This is a genomic window from Bacillus sp. FSL R5-0523 (assembly GCF_037975295.1).
Taxonomy (GTDB): domain Bacteria; phylum Bacillota; class Bacilli; order Bacillales; family Bacillaceae; genus Bacillus; species Bacillus subtilis.
This window is the reverse complement of the sequence record NZ_CP150251.1, coordinates 918,749-942,500: the sequence shown is the minus strand read 5'-3', so window position 1 is coordinate 942,500 and position 23,752 is coordinate 918,749. Positions and strand designations below refer to the sequence as shown.

Below are 23,752 nucleotides of genomic sequence, written 5' to 3'. Positions count from 1 at the left end.
TCTACCTCCAAGACTCTTACCTTGAGGCTAGCCCTAAAGCTATTTCGGAGAGAACCAGCTATCTCCAGGTTCGATTGGCATTTCACCCCTACCCACACCTCATCCCCGCACTTTTCAACGTGCGTGGGTTCGGGCCTCCATTCAGTGTTACCTGAACTTCACCCTGGACATGGGTAGATCACCTGGTTTCGGGTCTACGACCACGTACTCATGCGCCCTATTCAGACTCGCTTTCGCTGCGGCTCCGCATCTTCTGCTTAACCTTGCACGGGATCGTAACTCGCCGGTTCATTCTACAAAAGGCACGCCATCACCCGTTAACGGGCTCTGACTACTTGTAGGCACACGGTTTCAGGATCTCTTTCACTCCCCTTCCGGGGTGCTTTTCACCTTTCCCTCACGGTACTGGTTCACTATCGGTCACTAGGGAGTATTTAGCCTTGGGAGATGGTCCTCCCGGATTCCGACGGAATTTCACGTGTTCCGCCGTACTCAGGATCCACTCAGGAGAGAACGAAGTTTTGACTACAGGGCTGTTACCTCCTATGGCGGGCCTTTCCAGACCTCTTCATCTACCTCGTTCCTTTGTAACTCCGTACAGAGTGTCCTACAACCCCAAGAGGCAAGCCTCTTGGTTTGGGCTGATCCCGTTTCGCTCGCCGCTACTCAGGGAATCGCATTTGCTTTCTCTTCCTCCGGGTACTTAGATGTTTCAGTTCCCCGGGTCTGCCTTCTCATATCCTATGAATTCAGATATGGATACCACTCCATTACGAGTGGTGGGTTTCCCCATTCGGAAATCTCCGGATCAAAGCTTGCTTACAGCTCCCCGAAGCATATCGGTGTTCGTCCCGTCCTTCATCGGCTCCTAGTGCCAAGGCATCCACCGTGCGCCCTTTCTAACTTAACCGTTAAAAAGAATCACTATGTGATATCTTGTGTTACTAATTGAATGTGATGTCTACTGTTATCTAGTTTTCAAAGAACACGTTTCGAAGGAATGATCCTTCAAAACTAAACAAGACAGGGAACGTTCTGTTTATAAGACCCAAGGTCTTATATTCCGTATAATATCCTTAGAAAGGAGGTGATCCAGCCGCACCTTCCGATACGGCTACCTTGTTACGACTTCACCCCAATCATCTGTCCCACCTTCGGCGGCTGGCTCCTAAAAGGTTACCTCACCGACTTCGGGTGTTACAAACTCTCGTGGTGTGACGGGCGGTGTGTACAAGGCCCGGGAACGTATTCACCGCGGCATGCTGATCCGCGATTACTAGCGATTCCAGCTTCACGCAGTCGAGTTGCAGACTGCGATCCGAACTGAGAACAGATTTGTGGGATTGGCTTAACCTCGCGGTTTCGCTGCCCTTTGTTCTGTCCATTGTAGCACGTGTGTAGCCCAGGTCATAAGGGGCATGATGATTTGACGTCATCCCCACCTTCCTCCGGTTTGTCACCGGCAGTCACCTTAGAGTGCCCAACTGAATGCTGGCAACTAAGATCAAGGGTTGCGCTCGTTGCGGGACTTAACCCAACATCTCACGACACGAGCTGACGACAACCATGCACCACCTGTCACTCTGCCCCCGAAGGGGACGTCCTATCTCTAGGATTGTCAGAGGATGTCAAGACCTGGTAAGGTTCTTCGCGTTGCTTCGAATTAAACCACATGCTCCACCGCTTGTGCGGGCCCCCGTCAATTCCTTTGAGTTTCAGTCTTGCGACCGTACTCCCCAGGCGGAGTGCTTAATGCGTTAGCTGCAGCACTAAGGGGCGGAAACCCCCTAACACTTAGCACTCATCGTTTACGGCGTGGACTACCAGGGTATCTAATCCTGTTCGCTCCCCACGCTTTCGCTCCTCAGCGTCAGTTACAGACCAGAGAGTCGCCTTCGCCACTGGTGTTCCTCCACATCTCTACGCATTTCACCGCTACACGTGGAATTCCACTCTCCTCTTCTGCACTCAAGTTCCCCAGTTTCCAATGACCCTCCCCGGTTGAGCCGGGGGCTTTCACATCAGACTTAAGAAACCGCCTGCGAGCCCTTTACGCCCAATAATTCCGGACAACGCTTGCCACCTACGTATTACCGCGGCTGCTGGCACGTAGTTAGCCGTGGCTTTCTGGTTAGGTACCGTCAAGGTACCGCCCTATTCGAACGGTACTTGTTCTTCCCTAACAACAGAGCTTTACGATCCGAAAACCTTCATCACTCACGCGGCGTTGCTCCGTCAGACTTTCGTCCATTGCGGAAGATTCCCTACTGCTGCCTCCCGTAGGAGTCTGGGCCGTGTCTCAGTCCCAGTGTGGCCGATCACCCTCTCAGGTCGGCTACGCATCGTCGCCTTGGTGAGCCGTTACCTCACCAACTAGCTAATGCGCCGCGGGTCCATCTGTAAGTGGTAGCCGAAGCCACCTTTTATGTTTGAACCATGCGGTTCAAACAACCATCCGGTATTAGCCCCGGTTTCCCGGAGTTATCCCAGTCTTACAGGCAGGTTACCCACGTGTTACTCACCCGTCCGCCGCTAACATCAGGGAGCAAGCTCCCATCTGTCCGCTCGACTTGCATGTATTAGGCACGCCGCCAGCGTTCGTCCTGAGCCAGGATCAAACTCTCCGATAAATGGATCACAGGTTAAGTTCACCGCATCCTGCGGCGACACCTGTGTGACCTGCATCGTGCAGGCCCTAGTTTGACTGACTACGCACATCACTGTGCGATTTTTAAAAATGAATTAACAGGTACGTTTTGTCTTGTTTAGTTTTCAAAGATCATTTCCACTTCTTGTTGAAGCGACTTTATTAATATAACATTTTGACTTTCTTTTGTCAAATGTTTTTTTGATTTATTTTCCCGCCGCTGTGAGCTTATTTTCTCAGAAGCGCATCAGCGACGTTTAATAATGTAACACGGTCAAGAATCAGAGTCAACACCTTTTTTAAAAGAATATCCTCGGTGATAGACAGCCTGTCCTTTCGTTTCTATCTGGCAGACGTTGATAAGTCCCTTTTCTGTCAAGTAATCAAGCATAACGCCAAGATCTTGGGTAAAGTGCTTTAGGTCATGATGTTGAAGAAGCTCACCGAATTGCCAAATGTCTTTTTCTTTCATTACTTCGAAAAGATGCGCCGAACCGATCTCGGCTTTGGAATGGATGAGAAAATCATTTGCTAAGAATAATAATTCAAGTCTTTTTTCCAGGCTCTCGTGACTTTCAATCAGCTCGGAATATAACTTGTACACTTGCGGCTCCATCTGGCGCACTTGGCTCCACACCGTGGTTTCGGGATGGAATCCTCTGTCGATTACTTCAATACGTGCTAAATGATGCAGCGCATGAACAACGGCATTGTAGGCATCTAAAAATTGATTGGCTTCAAAAAAAGCTTTCCCTTCAACATACCTTCTGATTAATTTGCCGTATTCGAGTCCGATCTTCAGTTTACGTTCGGCAAACGGAAATGTATTCAGCCTGTCAATCAGTTCAACTACGTATTCATTACGGTCAAACAAGACTCTGCCATTTACAATCCAATCTATGATTCTTCTATTTGTTCCAAGCAAAATCCATTCTTGAATCTGAGAATCTGTTACCACATGCAAAGAAGCTGTTTGATGATCAAATTCATAATGCTTTATAAAAACTGGCTCATCAGCATCCTTTACAATCACCAGCAAAGCTGCATCAAAGTTATCTGTTAAGGAAGATGTTTTGTTTCTTCTCTCAATCATAATGACAGCCAATGTATTGGGGTGACTTGCTCTTTCTTGGTAAATTGGACGGAGAAGATTTTCCATCACTATTCCTCCAATGCAATTGTTCAAATTTTTTTATTCTCTATTTGATTCAATTCTATGGTTAAAACGAAATTCCTTTTTTCTAAACACATTGAACTATTATAAACAATTTCACAGTAAGTCTCCATAAGTAAATTCCAGTTCAACCGAAAACATGAAGAAAATCCCATCGGGTTTGTGCTATAGTTAAATCAGAGGGGGATGGACATGGCGAAATACTCCAGCAAAATTAATAAAATCAGAACATTCGCGTTAAGTTTGGTTTTCGTTGGGTTTATCATTATGTACATCGGGATCTTTTTTAAAGAGTCAGTTTTGCTATCTAGTTTGTTTATGATACTTGGACTTTTATCCATCGGTCTCAGCACGGTTGTTTACTTTTGGATCGGAATGCTTTCGACCAAAGCGGTTCGCGTCATTTGTCCGGGCTGTGAAAAAGAGACAAAGGTTTTAGGAAGAGTCGATATGTGCATGCATTGCCGAGAGCCGCTGACTTTAGATAAGGGATTAGAAGGAAAAGAATTTGATGAGTCTTATAATAAAAAGAAAATGTCGAAATAAAATAAGCTGACCGTTTCGTGCGGTCAGCTTATTTTTAATGATTTTCTTTTTTCGAACACTCTTGGCAGACGCCGTAAATTTCTAAACGGTGGTGGCTTACCTTGAAGCCCGTGACGTGGGCAGCGAGCTGTTCCACTTCATCAAGGCCCGGGTAGTGGAAGTCCACAATTTTACCGCAGTTTTCGCAAATCGCGTGATAGTGATCAGATGTCACAAAATCGAATCTGCTGGAAGCATCACCGTATGTGAGCTCTTTTACCAAACCTGATTCCCGGAACACACGCAAATTGTTATATACTGTCGCTACGCTCATGTTAGGAAATTTCCCTTCCAGAGCTTTATATATATCGTCCGCTGTTGGATGAGCCATAGAGTTAACGAGATATTCCAGAATCGCATGACGTTGAGGAGTAATGCGAACTCCGGTTTCCTTCAACGTTTCTAAGGCTTCTTTTAGTTCATGTGCAGCCATCCGTCATGCACCTCTCTTCTAAAAAAAATTCTTACATTGTAATGTTTATAATTAGTGTAACTCTTTCTACGATAATTTGTCAATTGATATCAGGGTAAAAGTAAGCATAGGCTCATAGAGATTTACTTTTCCGACATATCTTTGAGGGTTTGAAGCGCTTCGGCTACATGGTCCTTTACTTTTACTTTTCTCCATTCTTTAATGAGCCGGCCTTCTTTATCAATTAAAAAAGTGGAACGCTCGATTCCCATATACTCTTTTCCGAAGTTTTTCTTCAGCTTCCACACATCAAATGCTTCCGCCAGCTTATGCTCGTCATCAACAAGAAGCAGAAATGGAAGGTTATGCTTCTCTTTAAATTTTCCGTGTTTTTCCTGGCTGTCCGGGCTGACGCCGATAATGACGGCATCCAGTTCGGCGAAGCTTTCGTGACTGTCCCGAAAATCGCATGCTTCAGTTGTACATCCCGGTGTCATGTCTTTTGGATAAAAATAAAGCACGATGTACTTTCCTTTATAATCCGATAATTTTACTGTTTCCCCATGATCGCCTTTTAACTCAAGATCAGGCGCTTTTTGTCCGATTTCTATAGTCATTACGTTACCTCCGGATGTTTTTTTATTAAGCGTATCCAATTCTTGTCCAGATTACAACCATCTCAGCTGAATCTGAAGCCCGAAGCCATTGTTCTTGTTCGGAAGCATGCTACAATAGAAAGGACGCATGGAGATATAGGAGGTTTTTATTCTTGCATACAAAATCAATTGAACTTCACAATGAGGCATTACAGCACATTGTCGGCGGTGTAAACAGCCCGTCTAGATCATATAAAGCAGTCGGCGGCGGTTCTCCTGTTGCAATGGAGAAAGCAAGCGGCGCTTATTTTTGGGATGTGGACGGCAACAAATACATCGATTATTTAGCGGCGTACGGTCCGATTATTACAGGACATGCCCACCCGCATATTACAGAAGCGATTAAAAAAGCGGCAGAGAACGGTGTATTGTATGGAACACCAACGAAACACGAGGTTACATTTGCAAAGATGCTCAAAGAAGCCATTCCCGCTATGGACAAAGTAAGATTCGTCAATTCGGGTACAGAAGCCGTTATGACGACCATTCGCGTGGCTCGCGCATATACAGGCCGGACAAAAATCATTAAATTTGCGGGCTGCTATCACGGGCATTCGGACCTTGTGCTTGTCGCCGCAGGCTCCGGCCCGTCTACTCTCGGCACACCAGACTCAGCCGGTGTACCGAAAAGCATTGCAAACGAAGTGATCACAGTACCATTTAATGATATCGATAGCTATAAAGCAGCTCTTGATAAATGGGGCAGTGAAATCGCGGCGGTTCTCGTTGAACCGATTGTCGGCAACTTCGGTATCGTGGAGCCGAAAGAGGGCTTCTTAGAAAAAGTAAATGAATTGACACATAATGCAGGCGCTCTCGTTATTTACGATGAAGTCATTACGGCTTTCCGCTTTATGTATGGCGGCGCTCAGGATCTCTTACAGGTGAAACCAGATTTAACAGCACTCGGGAAAATTATCGGCGGCGGACTTCCGATTGGCGCCTATGGCGGCAAACAAGAAATCATGGAGCAGGTAGCTCCGCTAGGGCCTGCTTATCAGGCAGGAACAATGGCAGGGAACCCCGCTTCCATCCTATCAGGCATCGCTTGTCTGGAAGTGCTCAAAGAAAAAGGCGTGTATGAAAAGCTTGATCACCTTGGCGCTATGCTTGAGGAGGGTATTTTGAAGCACGCAGAAACACACGGCATCACCATTACGGTCAACCGATTAAAAGGTGCGCTCACGGTATACTTCTCTGATGAGAAAGTGGAAAATTACGAGCAGGCTGAACGGAGTGACGGAGAAACATTCGCTACGTTTTTCAAGCTGATGCTGGAACGCGGAATTAATTTAGCACCTTCTAAGTATGAAGCTTGGTTTATTACCACAGCACATACAGAGCAGGATATTAAAGACACGCTTGCAGCGGTCGAGGATGCTTTTAAACATCTTAAAAACTAGAATCAGATACCTTGAACAGGAGCTTTGGGCTCCTGTTTTTTTTATGGAATCAAACAACGTGTAAGATTTTGGTCTTTTTCTAGAAAAATAGCTTGAATATTTGTATCGATCCCTGTATATTACTTAATTGTTTAGCAAATAAACTAACCGGGAATTTTAAGGATTAGCCCATTTGCTATGTCACACAATTTACTATAGAAAGGAATGCACGCACAAACCAATGAAACTTGGTGCCCGCATTTTCAAAACCGGGATTGCGATTACACTTGCCCTTTATTTGGCTTCGTGGATCGGGCTTCCCGCGCCGATTTTCGCTGGAATTGCAGCGATATTTGCGATCCAGCCGTCGATTTACCGCTCTTTTCTCATTATTATTGACCAGGTTCAAGCAAATATCATCGGAGCTGTGATTGCCACAGTGTTCGGCCTTATTTTCGGACCCAGCCCGATTATGATCGGGTTAACAGCAGTTATTGTCATTACAATCATGCTAAAACTTAAAATTGAACATACAATTTCAATTGCTCTTGTTACAGTTATTGCGATTTTAGAATCTGCCGGTGACGACTTTTTAATGTTCGCGCTGATCAGAACAAGCACAGTCATCTTAGGGGTGCTTTCTTCCTTTATCGTCAACCTTGTGTTTTTGCCTCCTAAGTACGAAACAAAGCTGATTCATAATACCGTCGAAAACACCGAAGAAATTATGAAGTGGATAAGGCTGTCCATGCGGCAGTCAACAGAGCATTCGATTTTGAAAGAGGATATTGAAAAACTGAAAGAAAAAATGATCAAGCTTGATCAGACATATCTGCTATATAAAGAAGAGAGAAGCTACTTTAAGAAAACGACTTATGTAAAATCAAGAAAGCTTGTCTTGTTCAGACAGGCCATTATTACTGCAAATCGGGCGCTTGATACATTGAAGAAACTGCATCGTTTGGAAAACGAGATCTATCATATGCCGGAAGAGTTTCAGGAAACATTGACTGAAGAGCTTGATTACCTGCTTTACTGGCATGAACTGATTTTGATGAGGTTTGTCGGCAAAATCAAGCCGCATGAAGACGCAGATGAAGAAGGCATTCGATATAAGCAGCTTTTAACAAAGTCATTTTTAAAAAATCAGCAGAATACGGATGATGAGCTTATTGATTACAACATGCTTAATATTATGGCAAGTGCCGTAGAATATCGCGAGCAGCTTGAACATTTGGAAACACTTATCACAAGTTTTCAAACGTATCATCCGAAAGACTGCGAAATAGAAACAGAAGAGTAACCCGGTTAAACAGCCGGGTTTTTTTATATACAAAAAAATCTTATATCCTTCGTTAAAAGGATATAAGATTGATGTTTTAGTTCAAATTTTGAATGGTAAATAAGTGCTTGTACTGGCTCTCATAGTCCATGAGTTCATCATGGGTTCCGATTTCAATGATTGTACCGTTTTCCATGACAACAATCTTATCCGCATGGGTGATCGTCGATAAACGGTGGGCGACAACAAAAGTTGTTCTATCCTTCGCCAGTTTGTCCATCGCTTCTTGAATGTAATGCTCACTTTCCAAATCCAGAGCTGATGTAGCTTCATCTAAAATGAGGAGCGGCGGATTTTTCAGGAATACCCGCGCAATTGAGATCCGCTGCTTTTGTCCGCCTGAAAGCTTAACGCCTCGTTCTCCCACCCGGGTCTCATATCCTTCTGGAAAACTCATGATAAATTCATGGGCATTTGCAGCTTTGGCGGCTTCGATTATCTCTTCAAGTGTGGCATCAGGCTTGCCGATCGCGATATTTTCCCGAATCGTTTCACTAAATAAAAAGGTATCCTGAAGCACCATACCAACCTGGTTGCGAAGGCTTCTTGCTTCATAATCGCGAATATCCGTCCCATCAATCAGCAGTCTGCCGCTTGTTACATCATAAAATCTTGGGATCAGGCTGACGAGCGTTGATTTTCCTCCTCCGCTCATGCCGACGAGAGCTACAGTTTCTCCTCTATTTACTTTTAAGGATACATCATGAAGAATATTTTCTTTGTCCTTCTCATATTGAAACGAAACGTTTTGAAACTCCACTCCTCCGCGAATCTGATCGGCCTTTATCGCATTTGGTTTGTCAGTGAGTTCATAGGGCTCGTCAATAAATTCAAATACCCTGTCCATTGATGCGATTGACTGTGTCAAAGTTGTAGAGGAATTGATCAGCCTTCTAACAGGGTTGTACATTCTGTCAATATATCCGACAAACGCGACCATTGTTCCGACTGTCAGCGGTCCATTAATGACAAAATACCCGGCGCACGCTATGACGATGAGCGGCGCCAAATCTGTAATGGTATTAACGACCGCAAAGGTTTTGGCGTTCCAATTCGTATGGCGGATGGCTTTATCTAAGAAATGCCCGTTTTTCTCATTAAATTGAGCCTGTTCATGATCTTCTATCGCAAAGCTTCTGATAACAGGCATGCCTTGAATGCGTTCGTGCAAATGCCCCTGCACTTGAGCAAGAGCCTGTGAGCGCTCCCTTGTCAGCTTTCGTAAACGGCCGTAAAAATACTTCACTGATATTCCGTATAATGGGAATAATACGATAGAGATCAGCGTTAATTTAACGTCCAGTGTGAGCATGATCGAGATTACAATCAAAATCGTCAGCATATCGAGCCATATATTCATCAGCCCTGTGATAACGAAATCCTTTGTTTGTTCTACATCATTAATCACTCGGGAAATGACTTCTCCTGTTCTTGTATTCGCGTAAAAACGCAGGCTCAGTTTTTGTATATGGTCAAACAGCTTAGCTCTTATGTCATAAAGCACCTTGCTGGCAGTCCACTGGGCAAAATATTGCCGATAATATTCAACAGGCGGGCGCAAAATTAAAAATAAGGCGAACATGATCGCCATAATCGTGAACAATGACGTAGTTTTGTCACTGGCCGTGCCGCCTCCTTGAATAATGTCGTCAACTACGTACTTCAGAAGCAATGGGAGAGCAAGCGGAATGGAGAATTTTACGATCCCGATTAAAACTGTAACGAAAATTTGCTTCTTATAAGGTTTGACGAATTGCATATAGCGTTTCATAACCCCCACGTTGATTCCCCCTCTCTCTTTATCATGATGTGTGTGAGCCCATGTGAAAAACCTGTTGTACCCCGCAACAGGTTTCTACGTAACCATTATTTTGTATAGCGCAAATACCGTTCATACCACATATCGACAAACTCGGGCGCAAACGGTCCCTGACGCTGGTGAATCCAATGGAGCAGCGTATTTAAGTAGTCTCTTAAAATACTGTCGATTTCTTTTGGATAATTCATGGCTTTCCGATGATCATCATATTCGTCTTCATCGAGAATATTGTAGGTCATGTCAGGAAAAACCTTAACATCTAAGTCATAATCAATATATTTAATTGCTTCGCCATCATAGGCAAACGGAGAACTGATGTTGCAATAATAATGAACCCCGTCTTCCCTCAGCATCCCGATGACATTAAACCATTGTCTTGCGTGAAAATAACAGATTGCGGGCTCTCTGGTTATCCATGTCCGGCCGTCTGATTCGGTTACCATCGTCCGGTCATTGGCTCCGATGACACACATTTCTGTACTTTTTAAGATTGTTGTCTCATTCCAAATTCTATGAATCAGCCCGTTGTGCTTATAGCTGTGAATTTGAATGGTTTCTCCTTCCTTGGGATAGCCCATATTTCTCCCCTACTTTCTATAAAGCCCTACAGTTAGTATGTCCAAATTTGCTTACCGACAACGTCTTTTACCTATTATAACGTTACAAATTGAAAAATGAAAATAAAAGAGCCATTCCGGCCGGGGAATGGCACATTCCTGCACTACACAAAGGAAGACGGCTTTTCTGAGCTGCGATATGAACGAATGACCTGCTCTGTCTGCTTTTGAAACATATCCTGTATATCGGCAAGGTGTTTCCGTTTTACCGCAATTTCAGCCTGAATCCCACGCAGCCTTGCATCCCTTTCCAAATGCCGGAGTTCCGCCTCAATTTGTTTGCAGCGGTCGAGCTCTGATTGGAGATCGAGAAGCTTATCCATCGTTTTCATCTGTTCACTTACCAGCTTTTCAAATTCCGTCATCGGTTCCTCCTTCAGCCTGATGAAAGTATAAACGTTTCCTCCTTTAATCATTTCGATCTCCATAAAGCAAACCCTTTGACTCATTCTGTAGACCTTCCACAAGTTTTGTCGTTTTTCAAACAGAAAAAAGCACTTCCACCCGAAGATGAAGTGCTTTTTTCTGTTTCAGTGATTAGCTGTTTTGTTGTTTGTTTTGTTCAGCAGATTGGTTTTGCTGTCTTACCTGCTGTACGTCAGTTTCACTAGCGAATTCAGTGCCGAATTGACCTTGTTGTCCAGCTGATTGCTGGTTTTGTTTTCTGACTTGCTGAGCGTTTGTTTCGCTAGCAAATTCAGTGCCAAATTGACCTTGACCAGCAGCTGATTGTTGGTTTTGTTTTCTAACTTGTTGAGCGTTTGTTTTGCTGAAGTTATTTGAGTTAGCCATTGTTATCACCTCCACGGTCATTAGAATGTGCAGGTGATCGTATAGCTATTCCTCTTTTTTAAAAATTTTTAAACGAGCAGTGAGCGTCCGCCGTCAACGATAATTGTCTGTCCGCGGATCATGTCAGCCTTGGAAGACACTAGAAACTCCACAGTATCAACCATGTCTTTAATTTCGACCATGCGTCCCGCCGGCGTATTTTGGCGCGCATCCTCAAGCAGATCTTCTCTATTCGGGAAGTGCTTCAGCGCATCTGTGTCGATCGCTCCGCCTGAAACAGCATTGACGATAATTTGTTTTGGTGAAAGCTCAACGGCAAGATAACGGGTTAAAGCCTCTAACGCTGCTTTTGATACACCGACCGTGGTGTAGTTTTCAAGATAGCGGATAGAGCCTAATGAACTAATGCTGACAATATGCCCGCCCCCGTTCTTCTCCATTAGCTTGGCAGCTTCCTGAGCGCAGAAAAGCAATGCTTTCGCATTAATATTCATCGTCCAGTCCCAGTGTGTTTCTTCTAATTCCATGACAGGTCTCAGTACTCCTGATGCGGCATTATTGACAAAAACATCAAGTCTGCCGAACGTTTCATCAATTTGCTGAAACATTTCTTTGATTTTTGCAGGTTGTCCTACGTTTGCTTTTACGACAAGCACTTTAACGCCAAGCTTTTCGATTTCTTCCGCTGTTTCTAATGCTGCTTTTTTGCTGCGTGCATAGTTAATGACGATGTTATAGCCGTTCTCAGCAAGTCTGATCGCGGCCGCTTTTCCGACACCGCGGCTGCTTCCTGTTACGAGTGCACATTTATTTTGTTCCATTTTTCCTCATCTCCTTGTAGCGTATAGTTCTTTTATTTCCACAAACAATAATGGCAAGAACTTTAAAGGGGGTCTTCGGTTATGTATGTCGGACGTGATATGAGCGAATTGAACATGGTTTCCAAAAAAGATTGGAAGAACAGTGAACTCGCTTATTTTCATCATGCCTTTCAGCAAATTATGCCTTATTTGAACGAAGAAGGCCAATCAAAATACCGGGAATTAACGCAAGAAATTGAAGCGCGCGGCGGAATGAAGCGCAATGAAGCGGACTACAGCCACGGCACGCGCGTCTCTTACGATTAAGAATGGTTTACGGAGCAGCCGAGATAGCGGCTGCTTCTACTGCCATCTTCCAGATTTTTTGATGTGACACCGGGAACGCAAATTGTTCGAGCTCTTCTTTCGTTACTTTTTTCAGCTCGCTGGTATCCGACACTTGTTTTACTTTACCGAAAAACACTGAAATATTCCATACCAGGTGGGTGAAAACATGCTCGACTACACCTCGCAGATCACTGATATCAGCTTGTATGCCATATTCGTTTTCTAAGAAAGCAATGAGCTGTTCACGCTCAGTTTTGATCCCTTTTTGTGTTTCAAGATTAGGGAATTCCCACAGGTTGGCGAGCAAACCTTTAGACGGCCGTTTGTGGATATACACTTGTCCATCTTCATCAGTCAGTACGATCGCGGCCATGGTTTTGATCCCGGGCTTTTTCTTTTTGCTTTTTACCGGAAGCTCCCGTTCAGTGCCTTCTTCAAATGCTGAGCAATGCTGCTGAACCGGGCATAGCAGGCATGAGGGTGATTTTGGCGTACAGATCAAGGCTCCAAGCTCCATCAAGCCCTGATTAAATTCAGATGGTTTTTCTTTGGAAATAAAAGCTCGTATGGCGTCTTCAAAGATCGTTCTTGTTTTTGGTTTGGCAATATCATCCCAAATAGAAAGAATTCTGGACATGACACGCATCACATTTCCGTCAACCGCGGGAATGGGTTTATTGTAGGCAATGCTGAGCACCGCTCCCTTTGTATAAGGGCCGACGCCTTTTAACCCGCCAAAACCTTTCTCGTCTGGAGGGACAATGCCGCCGTATTCCTGTTTCACTTCTTTTACCGCGCTTTGCAGGTTTCTGACTCGCGAATAATAGCCGAGCCCTTCCCATGCTTTCAGCACCTTTTCTTCATCAGCATCAGCGAGCGCTTCCACTGTCGGGAATTGTTCCACAAACCGGAGAAAGTAAGGAATCACTGTCTCTACTCTCGTTTGCTGCAGCATCACTTCAGATACCCACACCTTATAAGGATCTTGGTCCTCTCTCCACGGCAAAACGCGCTGCTCTCGTTCAAACCATGAGATTAAATCATCGCGAAATTGCTGTATGTCTTTTTGTTTTAATTTGTCTTCAAGTACGTTCATATGTGTTTCTCCCCAGTCTTTCGCGCCCCGCTTTTCTTTAGACTGTTTTTTGTTGTACACTAAGGGCACAGTACGATAATATGTTACATTAAATAGTAATAAAGAAAAAGCGGAAACATATGAGAACGATTGAATCAGTTTAAAAATTGGGTATATGAAAATGGGGAATTTCTTACAAAGTGAATGTGCAGGATCATCCTGCAAGGAGGTCACCTATGGATACGGGCACACATGTCGTTATGGGCATCGCACTGGGCGGTATTGCGACGCTTGATCCTGTTGTCGGATCAGATCCGGCAATGGCTCACGCTGTTATGATCGCAACGCTTGCGGGCTCTCAGGCTCCGGATATTGATACTGTGTTAAAGCTTAAAAACAATGCTGTTTATATAAGGAATCACAGAGGATTTACCCATTCAATTCCCGCCGTTTTGTTTTGGTCTGTCATCATCCCGGCGATTCTGTATTTATTTTATCCTCAGGCCGATTTTCTGCACCTGTGGCTGTGGACACTGCTGGCAGTCGTTCTGCATGTCTTTGTTGATATATTCAACGCCTATGGAACACAAGCCATTCGTCCGTTTTCGAAAAAATGGGTTGCGCTCGGACTGATTAATACGTTTGATCCGTTTATTTTTATCAGCCATCTGGCAGCTATCGCGATTTGGTATGCAGGCGGGAGTCCCGGCATCACGTTTCTCAGCTTATATATCATATTGGCAGGCTATTATTTGGTGCGCCTGATCATGCAGCTGAGAATTAAACGGAAGCTTCATGAGATGATTCATGATGAGATTGAAAGCATTATTATTTCTCCAACGATGAAATTCAGGCAATGGCGAATCGCAGTGACGACAGCACATGCTTTCTATGTAGGAAGAAGCATGGAAGGACATGTCGTGATTCTGGATACATTTAATCGGGTGCCTGTTCCTGAAACCGATGTAATGCAAGCGGCAAAGCAGGATGATAACATCGCAGCGTTTCTGTCCTTTTCTCCGGTTTACCGATGGGAAGTGGATACGTTTAAAGATCATTATGAGGTGAGATTTATCGACCTGCGTTATCGGAGCAAAGGCCATTATCCGTTTGTCGCAATTGTTCATATCGGCCATGATCTCACGATTCGTTCGTCCTATACGGGATGGATATTCAGCGAAGAAAAACTTCAGAAAAAATTAAAGCTCGGCTCTATATAGAGCCGGGCTTTTTACGTCTTATATAAAAAACAGCAAGCAGCAGACTGACGAGAGATATGATCGCCGATATTTTGAAGTATGGCGGATAGTAAGTCAGCTCAATGTGATTGTCTCCCTTTTGCGCCTTGAAGCCTATAAAAGCATAATCCGCTTTTTCGATCTTCTGTGTTTTTCCGTTGATCTTAAGCTCCCAGCCTTTTTCATATGGGATCGGAAGCATGATGTACTGGTCTTTTGACAAATGATAGGCAAAGGTCAGTCGATTTTTGTTCCAATTCAGTTTGTCTGCTTTCTCTGTTTTATTTTGCATTACAGCGTTTTTCAGCGTTTGGTAATTTTCTTCATAGAGCGCTATGTTTCTCAGCTCATAGGTTCCTTTCGGAAGATTGATTGAGATATGGCCTGATTTAGGCACTCTCACCGTTATATTATTTACTCCGGTTTTATATATCGATTTGTTCGATTTCCTTGTTGTGACATAATCATTTACCTTTAACGTAAATCCTTTGTCTTTTGCTTTGCTTTTCAAATAAAAGCTGACATAGTAGTCTCCCGGAGCGGATGATGGCTGTTTCGGGGTGATGATCAGCTCTCCTCCGTTTTCTCCAGTTACGGTTAGCAGCCCGTTTTGATACTGGGCTAGTTTTGCGGTGATGTCCGACTTGGTGATCAAATTGGACGGTTTTGGTGTCTGCTCCGTTTTCCCTGATGGATCTTTTAATATAACTCCTTTCAGCATCGCCTGTTCTTTCGCAAGAACGGGCAATCGGTCCAGCTCACTTTCGCTGTATATGGCATCGGCTGTTTTGACGAATGGAAGCATGTACTGATTCTCATAAACTGCATAATGCTCTGTTTCTAAATGCTTTTTGAAGCCGTACGGGACGCTGGCTTCGTTTGTTTTTTCGGTCATATAATATTTGCCGTAAAGCAGGCTGTATAAATTCGCCCTGTCTCCCAATGACGCGTAACGGCTGACGCTTTCCCTGCCCATATCGATGCTTAAATCATTCCAATAGAAGGCCAGCAGATCTTTGTTTAAAATGCTGGAATACGCGCTGAAGCCATTAAACCCGTAAATGATTGGCGTATTATTGCGGACCCCGTTCATCCAGTCGATTCTCATGAGCGGATCATCGTCTTCCTTCTGTAAACGTCTGATGAGCTCAGATGATTCCCGCCCTCTGTATTCCTCACTTGTAAGATATTCTTTTGTCACACTGTCCAAATCGCCGCCTTCTGAGAGCGCGTATTTTTGATAGGAGTTGGCGACAAACAGCGAAGAAAGAATGATTATACCGTACACAGCCATTTTTGCCCGTTTTTTCGCAAAAGCCGCAGCAAACAAGGCTGCGATTGTCATGAGTAAGAGCAATAGAATACTTTCATTCGCAGGCTTCCATATATCGAGCTTATACCTTTGGATATGATACAAGTAAAGAAGCAGGACGACAGCTGCGGCAGGGAGCAGTTCTTTCCGTTTCAATTCAGACAGCTGTGACAAACCAGCCGCAGCTGCTCCCGCAATGGTAAAGGCCAGAACATATTCAAACCGGTTTTGCGGGGCGGAAAAACCGTTAAAGACGCTTGCCGCATACGGACTGAAATGAAACAGAATAAACAGCTGGCTCAACCCGGCAAAGAGACGAAACACACGGTTTTTGTAAAAAGAAATAATAAACAAAAACAGCAGAAAAGCGGCCGGCACAATGATGATCCGGCTCGAAAATAAGATATTATCATCGAAATTGAGCCACTCTATTTTCTGGCTGTATGGAGGGCGCAGGTTGTTTAAAAAACCGTATACTACCGGCACAAACGCCGCCGCACTGATGCCAAAAGAAATGAAGCCTGAAACGAGAAATAATCTGATTTGAATCCATCTTTTCTCTTCATGTGGTTCCAAACGAATCAGCCATCTGAACAGCACATAGATTCCGATGAATATAAGGTTTATGTATGCAAAGTAAAAATTGTTGATTAACGTCAGCGAACACGCAACGATAAACCACGCCGGACGCCGCTCTCTAATAATTTTTTCTGCGCCAAGCACAAGCAGCGGAAGCCAAACCATTGTATCGGTGAAAAATTCCCAATACGCTTCGTGACGGAAATAAATAATTGAGACGCCGTATAACACGGCTCCCGTGAACGATGCCGCCCTGTGCTTGAGAAGATAATGAAAAACAGAAGCGGACGTAAAGATGATCAAACTCAATTTGAAAATACTGATAAAAACAGCTGACTCAGCCCAAAAAAGCGTATCCGCTTCTCCGATCAGCTGGACGGCTTGAAGCAGCCAAACAGCGGCGGACGCAGCAAGAAAAAGAAAAGACGCAGAAAAATAATAGCCGAGCTGACTGAATGTGCCGCCGCCAAGTCCGAATGAATAATTGTAGAAAAAATTCCCGTTTGTATATTGGTCAAATAATAATTTTTTAAATACGATCATTTGCGCAAGCCCGTCACCCGGACCTGTCATATACCTGCCTTCCGCCCATTCTTTCACAAAAAAAGCGTGTGCCAAAACGGACACCAGCAAACTGGCCGCATAGATCATGATATGTTTTCTTTTCATATAAATTCTCCAGTCTTGCTTTTAAGATAATAGACACGCAAAAAAAGCACTGCCAATGGCGCTTGGTATTTTCAGTGCATTTTTGTCAGACGCCGCATGCTTTTTAATTCGTTCGTTTCAGGCAGGTCTTTGTTCGGGATATTCGCTTCTTTGATCAAATAATGCGGGCGTTTTTTTGTTTCATAATAGATTCGGCCGATATATTCACCTATTATTCCAAGACTTAACAGCTGTACTCCGCCGAGAAATAACACTGCTGAGATAATAGTAAAATACCCAGGCACAGAAATACCGTTAGTCAGAATTTTAACGAATGTGGCAATGATATAAATGATGGAAAGCAGCAGGATGAAAATGCCGGTGTAAAAACATAATCTCAGCGGCTTATGATTAAATGAAACGACGCCGTCCATGCCGTAATTAAACAGACTGCTGAACGACCATTTGGATGTGCCGTTTTTCCGTTCGACATTTTCATAAAACACAATTTTCTGATCAAAGCCGATCCAGCAAAAAAGGCCTTTTGAGAAGCGGTTTCCTTCGCTCAGCTTCAAAAGAGCATTTACAGCTTGGCGGCTTAACAATCTGAAGTCACCCACACCATCACGCAAATCGACTTCCACCGCTTTATTAATGAACTTGTAATACATTGATGATAAGAGTGAGCGGACAAACCCGTCCCCTTTTCTGTTCCTTTGGGCAATGACCTGGTCGTACCCTTCTTCGTAGCCTTTGATAAATTCCTTCAGCAAATATGTCGGATGCTGCAGATCGGCATCCATTACAATAACCGCCTCGCCCTGAACATGCTCAAAGCCCGCCAAAATTGCGGCTTCTTTTCCAAAGTTTCGAGAAAAAGATATATATTTTACCCGGCTGCACGTCGCTGCCAAGTCTTTGATCTGCTGAAGCGTGTCATCAACACTTCCGTCGTTTATGAAGAATATTTCATAGTCATAATGAATGTTTTTAAATTCCTTTTTTAAAGATTCATGAATGAGTTTGACATTATACCCTTCATTGTAAGACGGGATAATAATCGAGATTAATCCTTGCTTCATTAAGGCACCTTCTTTTTATTATTCTTTTTAAGTATTGCCTTAGGGGAGTTTTACACAAATCTTCAGTAAGGCTATTCCTTTTTTTAAAGTCGTTTAAACCTGTTTTTTGTTACAATTTTATGGTGACATTCATGATTTTTAATGTTATTTTGTCATGTTTAAAACAGACTATGAAAAAAACGCACAGAAAAAGTCTGCCATTATGACAGACGGATGGAGAGAAATTTTGGCTTATTGGTTCTTAAGATATTCCAAAATCAGCTGATTGACGATGGCTGGCTTTTCGTGGTTAATCCAATGGGAAGCTTCATCAACAAAGATGAGATGTCCATTCGGGCAATGCCTTTCCGTCTCTTTCGCAAGCTTTCTGCTCAAAAAGCGGTCTTCCATTCCCCAGATCATTCGGTAAGGTACTGTTTCGTAAGAGGGTTTCTCTGCCAAGCTTCCTTTTCTGAGGGCTCTGTACCAGTTCAGCATAGCTGTCAGCGCGCCCGGCTGTTTCCACGCTTCTTTGTACCTGCTGACATCCTCGGATGTAAAAAGCACGGGACGGTCGGATAATCCAATCGCTTTATCTAATGTTTCATAATCATTTTCCCTTAGTGATGCCTCCGGTATATCAGGGAGCTGGAAGTATGCGATATACGAGCTTTTCAGCCATTGCGGCGGATAAAGCGGCGTTACGGTTTTCATGACGTGCGGGTGCGGGATATTGATCGCGATCAGTTTTTCAAGATATTCCGGGCGTGTGGAAGCCAAATGCCATGCGACAGCCCCTCCCCAGTCATGACCGATGACAATTGCTTTTTCATCAGTGAATTGTGTAATGAGCCCGATGATATCATCTCTTAATGTATCAATCCGATACGAATCAATTCCTTCCGGCTTGTCACTGAGATTGTAGCCCCGCTGATCAGGAGCAATGACCCGGTAACCCGCATCAACAAGCGGTTTGATTTGATTTTTCCAGCCGTACCAAAACTCAGGAAATCCATGGAGCAGGACAATTAACGGACCGTCTTCCGGTCCTGCGGCTGCAACGTGGAGCGTGATTCCGTTCGTATTGACAAACTGGCATTTAACTCCGTCCACTTCTATCTCCTCCTTGACTGTGCGTCATGATTTTCAGCCTTTTCTCCGTTAGCATAAATGTTATGACACAGGCGGCAATCAGCAGGATAAGCTGAAGAATAAACAAGTTTGATCCCAGCAGCAAACCCATTCCCGCAATCACCAAGCCTGACAAGATCATTAATGATGCACTGTAACGGTTCGCTTCATTCCATAATCTTTGATCTGACATTGAGCGTCTCGTTCTGTATCCGTACACACTGTTGATCGATTTGGGAGGAAACAGTTTGATCAGTATGCCCGCAATGATCATAAGCCCTCCGCCGACTAAACCCGTCATATCATCATCTCCTTTCTCATTGTTACGTGCAGAAAGAAGAAATGTTTCATACATAGGCAAAAAGACAAGCCTCGGCCTGCCTTTTTATCGCATTTGTAAATCCTTTGTGTGAATATAGCCTTTAACTCCGCCATAATCCACGAACGCCCAAGTGAAGTCAAATCCGCCGTTTTCACTGAATCCCCACCCAAGTATTATCACCTCTGTTCCAGATGAGAGCTGTTTAGCTTTTCCATTTTCGGGCGTCGGTGCATAGAAGGCTGTCTGTTTCATTGTTTTCGCTTGGCTTGCGGTTTTCATTAAAAAGTGGGTTGAAATATACGCTTTTTTTCCTTTGAAATGAATTTGAGCCCAATCGGCATTTACAAATCCATAGACTTTTACTTTTTGTTCTGATGATACAGTGCCGAGAATGTCACCTTTATGATTTGGCTCAGTCCGGACATTCAGCTTTCCTGTTTTTATGATGTAAGAATCGGATGATGGCATGCTGACAGATATGTCGTGAAGGGGCGCAGCTTTTGCTGCGGGAGCGGAATGAAGTGCTGTCAAACCCAGTCCTGCGGCAGCTGTTAAAGCGAGCATTACTTGTTTCTTTTTCATATAAAGCTCCTCCTCGCATTTTGACAAGATATAAGTGGTATTCCCTGATTGACAGGCTGGTGAAACATGTTTTGTTTATGATTTCTTCCTGTTAAGGTAATTTTAAGAAAATGAAAAAACCTGCCGGTCGTTAACGGCAGGTTTTTAATGCAAAAGGCCTCTGCTTTGATGTAAGTAATCATTCACGTCGTTACGGGAGCTTTGAAAAAGGTGGAGCTGGCCGCCATAGTTTTCAATCCATTGTGTGACGATTTTTTCAGTCATTTTTTCACCTTGATAGGCGTGTCCGGCTTTTGCATAGGTTGCTTCGAAATCGCTCCATAACAATTCCACCCACGTTTTTGCCTGTATATAGCTGATCATCTCGTTCTTTTCCAGAAGCAGATTAGTCAGTTTCTCAATGTACATATTCATGTGTGCAGTCTCCTTTCTCCAGGAAAAAAATAACGCTTTATTACGTGGTGTTCTCCATATACTAACCTTACGTCTTCATCTGGAAAGACGCAACTTTTTGATCTCGAACCTAGGGGGATATGACATGGTCCGAAATAAAGAAAAAGGATTTCCTTACGAAAACGAAAACAAATTTCAGGGTGAACCGAGAGCAAAGGACGACTATGCTTCAAAGCGTGCTGACGGATCTATCAATCAGCATCCTCAAGAAAGAATGAGAGCCTCAGGCAAACGGTAAAGAAGAACAGCTGCATACACTGCAGCTGTTTTTACCCTTTATTGACTTGATATTCGTAGACGCTTTTCTTTTCTGATAAGTGTGCGAAGGTAGAAAGCACAAGTCCGCATGCGGTCATAAGCGCACCTCCTGCAAACAGCCAGGAATAAGAGCCTGTTCCGTTTAAAATCATTCCGCCGATCCATGCACCAAGGGCATTGGCAAGGTTAAATGCTGATACGCTGACAGCTGCGGCAATGGTTGTGCCGCCCTCAGATGAGGAAATGACCTTTGTTTGCAGAAGAGGCGGCGTGCCAAATGCGCATGCCCCGAATAGGAACGTTGCCACAATGGCTGCAGCCGGGTAAATGGCGATGTAAGGAAATACAGCCAGAACACCGATTAAACCGATCATTACGCCGATCATCGTCCGAGTCAGCAAAGGCAGCGGTACTTTTCCCGCAAAGAAATTCCCGGCAACGCCTCCCAATCCATACGCAAAGAGAGCACCTGTAATGCCAACCGTGCTGAATCCGGCTGAATGCCTCAAAATGGGTTCGATAAAGGTGTAGGCGATAAAGACACCGGAATAGCCTAAAATGGTAATCGCGAAGGAAAACAGCACTTGTTTGTGTTTAAAAACTCCCCACTCATTCATAAGCATTGGGATCACTTTTGGTTTTCTGTTCGGCACGGCAGCCATAAGGCCTAAAAATCCGATGACACCAAGAGCCGTAATGATGGAAAACACCGCTCTCCAATTCAGGACATCTCCGAGATAAGAGCCGAATGGAACACCTAGCATTAGAGCCACTGTCAGTCCGCCGTTCATTGAAGCAGCAGCTGCAGCACGCTTTTCCGGCGGAACCATTTCACTTGCGAATACCATGGCAATCGCGAAGAAAGCGCCGTGAATGGACGCAGATAAAATTCTTGAAATGGCCAATACCGCAAAATTCGGCGCCAGTGCGCTCATCAGGTTTGAAAGGATAAATATCGCCATCAGCCCAAGAAGCACAGGCTTTCTCGGAAGCTTGACGGAAATGATGGTGACGAGCGGTCCTGTCAAACAAACGCTTGCCGCATAAGCCGTGACAAGAAGCCCTGCGGATGAAACCTGTATATGAAAGTCATTGGCAATCGACGTCAAAATACCCATCACCGCGTATTCTGTATAGCCGATTGAAAATGTACAAATCATAAGAACAAATATAATAAATTTTACAGATGGGTTTTTGATACTCAACGTCATCGCCTCCTTTGATTTTAAAAAACAACGAGTTTCATCTTAAAAGATTTTTCAAGTGAATTCAATGATTTTTTCTTTAAGAATTCGTGTAAATGTGCTGCAAACAAAAAGAGGCTGATCATCAGCCTCCTGTTACGCTTTATTCTTTTTCTTGCAATACTGAGATTGGCAGCGCTTCCTCTTGCTGAGGGGAAGAGGTCCTGTATCCCCATGCGAAAACGCCATTTAAATAACTGATGGTAAACTCGTCCTCAGTGTTTTCCACACGATATGTTTCTCCCGGTGAGTAATCTTCCGGGTTCAGCAAATATGCTTTTGCCATCGTAATTTTCCGTTCGAGCACTGCCAGTTCGTTTATGATTCCATGCTGTTCGGCTTTTCTTGCTTTTTCAGAAAGTAATGCGATTTCGGTATTGAGTTCGTGAGGTGTCATTTGACTGTATCGTTTCTCCATTTCAGTACTCCTCTTCCTGCAGTAATTGCTCGATTAAATCGAGTGAGAATCCTTTGCGGAATAAAAATTGTTTGACCTTCATGGCGCTTTCATATGAGCCGTCATAGCGGTATTTTCTAAACGCTTTTTCCGCGTGAAGGCGCAGCGCTTCTTTCTCTGTGTCTTCATCATTTTCATATTCAATCTGATCCATCGCGGCGCTGATAACATCAAATGAGAAGCCCTTGCGCTGAAGCTGCAGCTGGGCGCGCTGTTTGAATTCTTTCGTCGAAAGCTTTTTATCTTTTTTGAGAAGCTTTTCAACATGCTTGACCGCTTCTCTTGTCTGATCTTCAAAGGAAAAGGAACTTAGTGCCTCCTTAATTGTATCGTCATCAATTCCCTTCGCTCTTAGCTCTCTGAACAAAACATCAGGGCCTTTTCCGTTTGTTTTTTTGTGAGTGCTGACATAGGCTGCGGCAAATTCCTGGTCGTTTAAGTACTTGTAATCGTTAAGCCTATGGATGACTTCCGCAATGACGGGGGGCGAGGTTTCTTTTTTCTTTAAGTGGTCCTCGACCTCTTTCGTCGACCGCATTCGAAAGGATAAAAAGTCAAGCGCACGGTTGAAGCCTTTCTTCACTTCATCGCCGTATTGAATCTCAATGATGTCAAGATCATCGAGTTCTTTTCCCTTCTTGAGCTCAAATTTCACGAGCACATCCGCGTCCACGCTGAAGGCGTATTTATCATCCAGAAAAATATTGAAGCGTTCCGTATTCTTTTTTTGTGTTGATATTTTTGTAATAAACGGCATCTTAATCTCCCTTCTCAGGCCTGAAACGCGTTTTCTTTTATTACAATGAGGTAAAGTATAT

Annotated in this window: 24 protein-coding genes and 2 rRNA genes (1 of these 26 only partly in view); 6 read left to right on the top strand and 20 right to left on the bottom strand. The window is 44.0% G+C overall.

Translation table 11 applies throughout. The features are described 5' to 3' along the window. The 3 genes from NYE53_RS04765 to NYE53_RS04755 all read right to left on the bottom strand — a co-directional run. Nucleotides 1–910: ribosomal RNA gene (locus tag NYE53_RS04765) — 23S ribosomal RNA — on the bottom strand; it reaches 2,018 nt to the left of the window's first position. A 170-nt stretch (nucleotides 911–1,080) separates the two neighbouring features. Beyond that, nucleotides 1,081–2,630, bottom strand: a 16S ribosomal RNA gene (locus tag NYE53_RS04760). Together the 16S and 23S rRNA genes form the textbook arrangement of a ribosomal RNA operon. 291 nt (nucleotides 2,631–2,921) lie before the next feature. Then, the gene (locus NYE53_RS04755) at nucleotides 2,922–3,806 is read right to left on the bottom strand and encodes a nucleotidyltransferase-like protein (protein WP_003243727.1); all 885 of its coding nucleotides are present in this window, start codon (nucleotides 3,804–3,806) and stop codon (nucleotides 2,922–2,924) included. Nucleotides 3,807–4,013: 207 nt separating this feature from the next. On the opposite strand from NYE53_RS04755, the gene NYE53_RS04750 reads away from it, so the two are divergent. After that, entirely contained in the window at nucleotides 4,014–4,367 is a 354-nt protein-coding gene (locus tag NYE53_RS04750; RefSeq protein WP_014113119.1) for a YgzB family protein, read from the top strand. 34 nt (nucleotides 4,368–4,401) lie between these two features. Here NYE53_RS04750 and perR read toward each other — a convergent pair whose 3' ends face one another. Next, entirely contained in the window at nucleotides 4,402–4,839 is a 438-nt protein-coding gene (gene perR, locus NYE53_RS04745; RefSeq protein ID WP_003223285.1) for a peroxide-responsive transcriptional repressor PerR, read from the bottom strand. Between the two features lie 122 nt (nucleotides 4,840–4,961). After that, entirely contained in the window at nucleotides 4,962–5,435 is a 474-nt protein-coding gene (bcp, locus tag NYE53_RS04740) for a thioredoxin-dependent thiol peroxidase (protein WP_003233532.1), read from the bottom strand. Between the two features lie 152 nt (nucleotides 5,436–5,587). Between bcp and NYE53_RS04735 the strand changes: the two genes are divergently transcribed. Both NYE53_RS04735 and NYE53_RS04730 read left to right on the top strand, forming a co-directional pair. After that, the gene (locus NYE53_RS04735) at nucleotides 5,588–6,877 is read left to right on the top strand and encodes a glutamate-1-semialdehyde 2,1-aminomutase (protein ID WP_015715541.1); all 1,290 of its coding nucleotides are present in this window, start codon (nucleotides 5,588–5,590) and stop codon (nucleotides 6,875–6,877) included. Between the two features lie 220 nt (nucleotides 6,878–7,097). Continuing rightward, a complete protein-coding gene (locus NYE53_RS04730) occupies nucleotides 7,098–8,159 on the top strand; it encodes an aromatic acid exporter family protein (RefSeq protein ID WP_339247539.1) in 1,062 nt (353 codons plus the stop codon). 76 nt (nucleotides 8,160–8,235) lie between these two features. Here the strand turns inward: NYE53_RS04730 and NYE53_RS04725 are convergent, their stop codons facing one another. From NYE53_RS04725 to fabL, 5 genes are all read right to left on the bottom strand, one after another. Next, complete coding sequence (locus NYE53_RS04725) at nucleotides 8,236–9,978, bottom strand: ABC transporter ATP-binding protein (RefSeq protein ID WP_009966836.1); 1,743 nt, start codon at nucleotides 9,976–9,978, stop codon at nucleotides 8,236–8,238. 86 nt (nucleotides 9,979–10,064) lie between these two features. After that, nucleotides 10,065–10,595: a DUF402 domain-containing protein gene (locus tag NYE53_RS04720; protein WP_003223272.1), complete on the bottom strand. Its 531-nt coding sequence runs from the start codon at nucleotides 10,593–10,595 to the stop codon at nucleotides 10,065–10,067. A gap of 143 nt (nucleotides 10,596–10,738) precedes the next feature. After that, complete coding sequence (locus NYE53_RS04715; protein WP_003242708.1) at nucleotides 10,739–10,999, bottom strand: YgaB family protein; 261 nt, start codon at nucleotides 10,997–10,999, stop codon at nucleotides 10,739–10,741. 172 nt (nucleotides 11,000–11,171) lie between these two features. Continuing rightward, nucleotides 11,172–11,426, bottom strand: a complete 255-nt coding sequence (sspE, locus tag NYE53_RS04710) for a gamma type acid-soluble spore protein SspE (protein WP_014476214.1) — start codon at nucleotides 11,424–11,426, stop codon at nucleotides 11,172–11,174. Nucleotides 11,427–11,494: 68 nt separating this feature from the next. Then, nucleotides 11,495–12,247, bottom strand: a complete 753-nt coding sequence (gene fabL / locus NYE53_RS04705) for an enoyl-[acyl-carrier-protein] reductase FabL (RefSeq protein ID WP_003223262.1) — start codon at nucleotides 12,245–12,247, stop codon at nucleotides 11,495–11,497. 81 nt (nucleotides 12,248–12,328) lie between these two features. Here fabL and NYE53_RS04700 point away from each other — a divergent pair, with 81 nt between their 5' ends. Next, the gene (locus NYE53_RS04700) at nucleotides 12,329–12,553 is read left to right on the top strand and encodes a hypothetical protein (protein ID WP_003233542.1); all 225 of its coding nucleotides are present in this window, start codon (nucleotides 12,329–12,331) and stop codon (nucleotides 12,551–12,553) included. Between the two features lie 7 nt (nucleotides 12,554–12,560). On the opposite strand, the gene mutY is transcribed toward NYE53_RS04700, so the two are convergent. Beyond that, the gene (gene mutY, locus NYE53_RS04695; protein ID WP_339247536.1) at nucleotides 12,561–13,670 is read right to left on the bottom strand and encodes an A/G-specific adenine glycosylase; all 1,110 of its coding nucleotides are present in this window, start codon (nucleotides 13,668–13,670) and stop codon (nucleotides 12,561–12,563) included. Nucleotides 13,671–13,885: 215 nt separating this feature from the next. Between mutY and NYE53_RS04690 the strand changes: the two genes are divergently transcribed. Further along, nucleotides 13,886–14,869: a metal-dependent hydrolase gene (locus tag NYE53_RS04690; RefSeq protein ID WP_339247533.1), complete on the top strand. Its 984-nt coding sequence runs from the start codon at nucleotides 13,886–13,888 to the stop codon at nucleotides 14,867–14,869. On the opposite strand, the gene NYE53_RS04685 is transcribed toward NYE53_RS04690, so the two are convergent. The 6 genes from NYE53_RS04685 to NYE53_RS04660 all read right to left on the bottom strand — a co-directional run bounded on the left by NYE53_RS04685 (nucleotide 14,862) and on the right by NYE53_RS04660 (nucleotide 20,936). Then, nucleotides 14,862–17,447, bottom strand: coding sequence for a YfhO family protein (locus NYE53_RS04685; RefSeq protein WP_339247531.1), 2,586 nt, complete (start codon nucleotides 17,445–17,447; stop codon nucleotides 14,862–14,864). The two genes, NYE53_RS04690 and NYE53_RS04685, sit on opposite strands and share 8 nt — an antisense overlap. 71 nt (nucleotides 17,448–17,518) lie before the next feature. Next, a complete protein-coding gene (locus tag NYE53_RS04680) occupies nucleotides 17,519–18,508 on the bottom strand; it encodes a glycosyltransferase family 2 protein (protein ID WP_339247529.1) in 990 nt (329 codons plus the stop codon). 231 nt (nucleotides 18,509–18,739) lie between these two features. After that, complete coding sequence (gene ephM / locus NYE53_RS04675) at nucleotides 18,740–19,600, bottom strand: epoxide hydrolase EphM (protein WP_339247528.1); 861 nt, start codon at nucleotides 19,598–19,600, stop codon at nucleotides 18,740–18,742. Further along, complete coding sequence (gene spdL / locus NYE53_RS04670) at nucleotides 19,587–19,919, bottom strand: SdpC immunity protein SpdL (protein ID WP_003242803.1); 333 nt, start codon at nucleotides 19,917–19,919, stop codon at nucleotides 19,587–19,589. The genes ephM and spdL overlap by 14 nt, the downstream gene beginning before the upstream one ends. 84 nt (nucleotides 19,920–20,003) lie before the next feature. Beyond that, nucleotides 20,004–20,522, bottom strand: coding sequence for an SH3 domain-containing protein (locus NYE53_RS04665; RefSeq protein ID WP_133953891.1), 519 nt, complete (start codon nucleotides 20,520–20,522; stop codon nucleotides 20,004–20,006). A gap of 144 nt (nucleotides 20,523–20,666) precedes the next feature. After that, on the bottom strand, nucleotides 20,667–20,936 hold the full coding sequence (locus tag NYE53_RS04660; protein WP_251218338.1) for a YfhJ family protein: 270 nt from the start codon (nucleotides 20,934–20,936) through the stop codon (nucleotides 20,667–20,669). Nucleotides 20,937–21,060: 124 nt separating this feature from the next. On the opposite strand from NYE53_RS04660, the gene NYE53_RS04655 reads away from it, so the two are divergent. Next, nucleotides 21,061–21,213 (top strand): small, acid-soluble spore protein K, encoded by a 153-nt coding sequence (locus tag NYE53_RS04655; protein WP_003223241.1) that lies wholly within the window; start codon nucleotides 21,061–21,063, stop codon nucleotides 21,211–21,213. 31 nt (nucleotides 21,214–21,244) lie between these two features. Here the strand turns inward: NYE53_RS04655 and NYE53_RS04650 are convergent, their stop codons facing one another. The 3 genes from NYE53_RS04650 to recX form a co-directional block, all read right to left on the bottom strand. Continuing rightward, the gene (locus NYE53_RS04650; protein ID WP_003243500.1) at nucleotides 21,245–22,438 is read right to left on the bottom strand and encodes an MFS transporter; all 1,194 of its coding nucleotides are present in this window, start codon (nucleotides 22,436–22,438) and stop codon (nucleotides 21,245–21,247) included. A 142-nt stretch (nucleotides 22,439–22,580) separates the two neighbouring features. Then, nucleotides 22,581–22,895, bottom strand: coding sequence for a YfhH family protein (locus NYE53_RS04645; RefSeq protein WP_003244592.1), 315 nt, complete (start codon nucleotides 22,893–22,895; stop codon nucleotides 22,581–22,583). Between the two features lies 1 nt (nucleotide 22,896). Beyond that, complete coding sequence (recX, locus tag NYE53_RS04640; RefSeq protein WP_339247525.1) at nucleotides 22,897–23,691, bottom strand: recombination regulator RecX; 795 nt, start codon at nucleotides 23,689–23,691, stop codon at nucleotides 22,897–22,899. Between the last annotated feature and the right edge of the window lie 61 nt (nucleotides 23,692–23,752).

What these genes read in the sequence shown, in the direction of transcription:
- NYE53_RS04755 (WP_003243727.1), bottom strand. Translation starts at nt 3,806, where the DNA reads ATGGAAAATCTTCTCCGTCCAATTTACCAAGAAAGAGCAAGTCACCCC.
- NYE53_RS04750 (WP_014113119.1), top strand. Translation starts at nt 4,014, where the DNA reads ATGGCGAAATACTCCAGCAAAATTAATAAAATCAGAACATTCGCGTTA.
- perR (WP_003223285.1), bottom strand. Translation starts at nt 4,839, where the DNA reads ATGGCTGCACATGAACTAAAAGAAGCCTTAGAAACGTTGAAGGAAACC.
- bcp (WP_003233532.1), bottom strand. Translation starts at nt 5,435, where the DNA reads ATGACTATAGAAATCGGACAAAAAGCGCCTGATCTTGAGTTAAAAGGC.
- NYE53_RS04730 (WP_339247539.1), top strand. Translation starts at nt 7,098, where the DNA reads ATGAAACTTGGTGCCCGCATTTTCAAAACCGGGATTGCGATTACACTT.
- NYE53_RS04720 (WP_003223272.1), bottom strand. Translation starts at nt 10,595, where the DNA reads ATGGGCTATCCCAAGGAAGGAGAAACCATTCAAATTCACAGCTATAAG.
- NYE53_RS04715 (WP_003242708.1), bottom strand. Translation starts at nt 10,999, where the DNA reads ATGACGGAATTTGAAAAGCTGGTAAGTGAACAGATGAAAACGATGGAT.
- sspE (WP_014476214.1), bottom strand. Translation starts at nt 11,426, where the DNA reads ATGGCTAACTCAAATAACTTCAGCAAAACAAACGCTCAACAAGTTAGA.
- fabL (WP_003223262.1), bottom strand. Translation starts at nt 12,247, where the DNA reads ATGGAACAAAATAAATGTGCACTCGTAACAGGAAGCAGCCGCGGTGTC.
- NYE53_RS04700 (WP_003233542.1), top strand. Translation starts at nt 12,329, where the DNA reads ATGTATGTCGGACGTGATATGAGCGAATTGAACATGGTTTCCAAAAAA.
- mutY (WP_339247536.1), bottom strand. Translation starts at nt 13,670, where the DNA reads ATGAACGTACTTGAAGACAAATTAAAACAAAAAGACATACAGCAATTT.
- NYE53_RS04690 (WP_339247533.1), top strand. Translation starts at nt 13,886, where the DNA reads ATGGATACGGGCACACATGTCGTTATGGGCATCGCACTGGGCGGTATT.
- NYE53_RS04685 (WP_339247531.1), bottom strand. Translation starts at nt 17,447, where the DNA reads ATGAAAAGAAAACATATCATGATCTATGCGGCCAGTTTGCTGGTGTCC.
- NYE53_RS04680 (WP_339247529.1), bottom strand. Translation starts at nt 18,508, where the DNA reads ATGAAGCAAGGATTAATCTCGATTATTATCCCGTCTTACAATGAAGGG.
- spdL (WP_003242803.1), bottom strand. Translation starts at nt 19,919, where the DNA reads ATGACGGGTTTAGTCGGCGGAGGGCTTATGATCATTGCGGGCATACTG.
- NYE53_RS04665 (WP_133953891.1), bottom strand. Translation starts at nt 20,522, where the DNA reads ATGAAAAAGAAACAAGTAATGCTCGCTTTAACAGCTGCCGCAGGACTG.
- NYE53_RS04660 (WP_251218338.1), bottom strand. Translation starts at nt 20,936, where the DNA reads ATGAATATGTACATTGAGAAACTGACTAATCTGCTTCTGGAAAAGAAC.
- NYE53_RS04655 (WP_003223241.1), top strand. Translation starts at nt 21,061, where the DNA reads ATGGTCCGAAATAAAGAAAAAGGATTTCCTTACGAAAACGAAAACAAA.
- NYE53_RS04645 (WP_003244592.1), bottom strand. Translation starts at nt 22,895, where the DNA reads ATGGAGAAACGATACAGTCAAATGACACCTCACGAACTCAATACCGAA.
- recX (WP_339247525.1), bottom strand. Translation starts at nt 23,691, where the DNA reads ATGCCGTTTATTACAAAAATATCAACACAAAAAAAGAATACGGAACGC.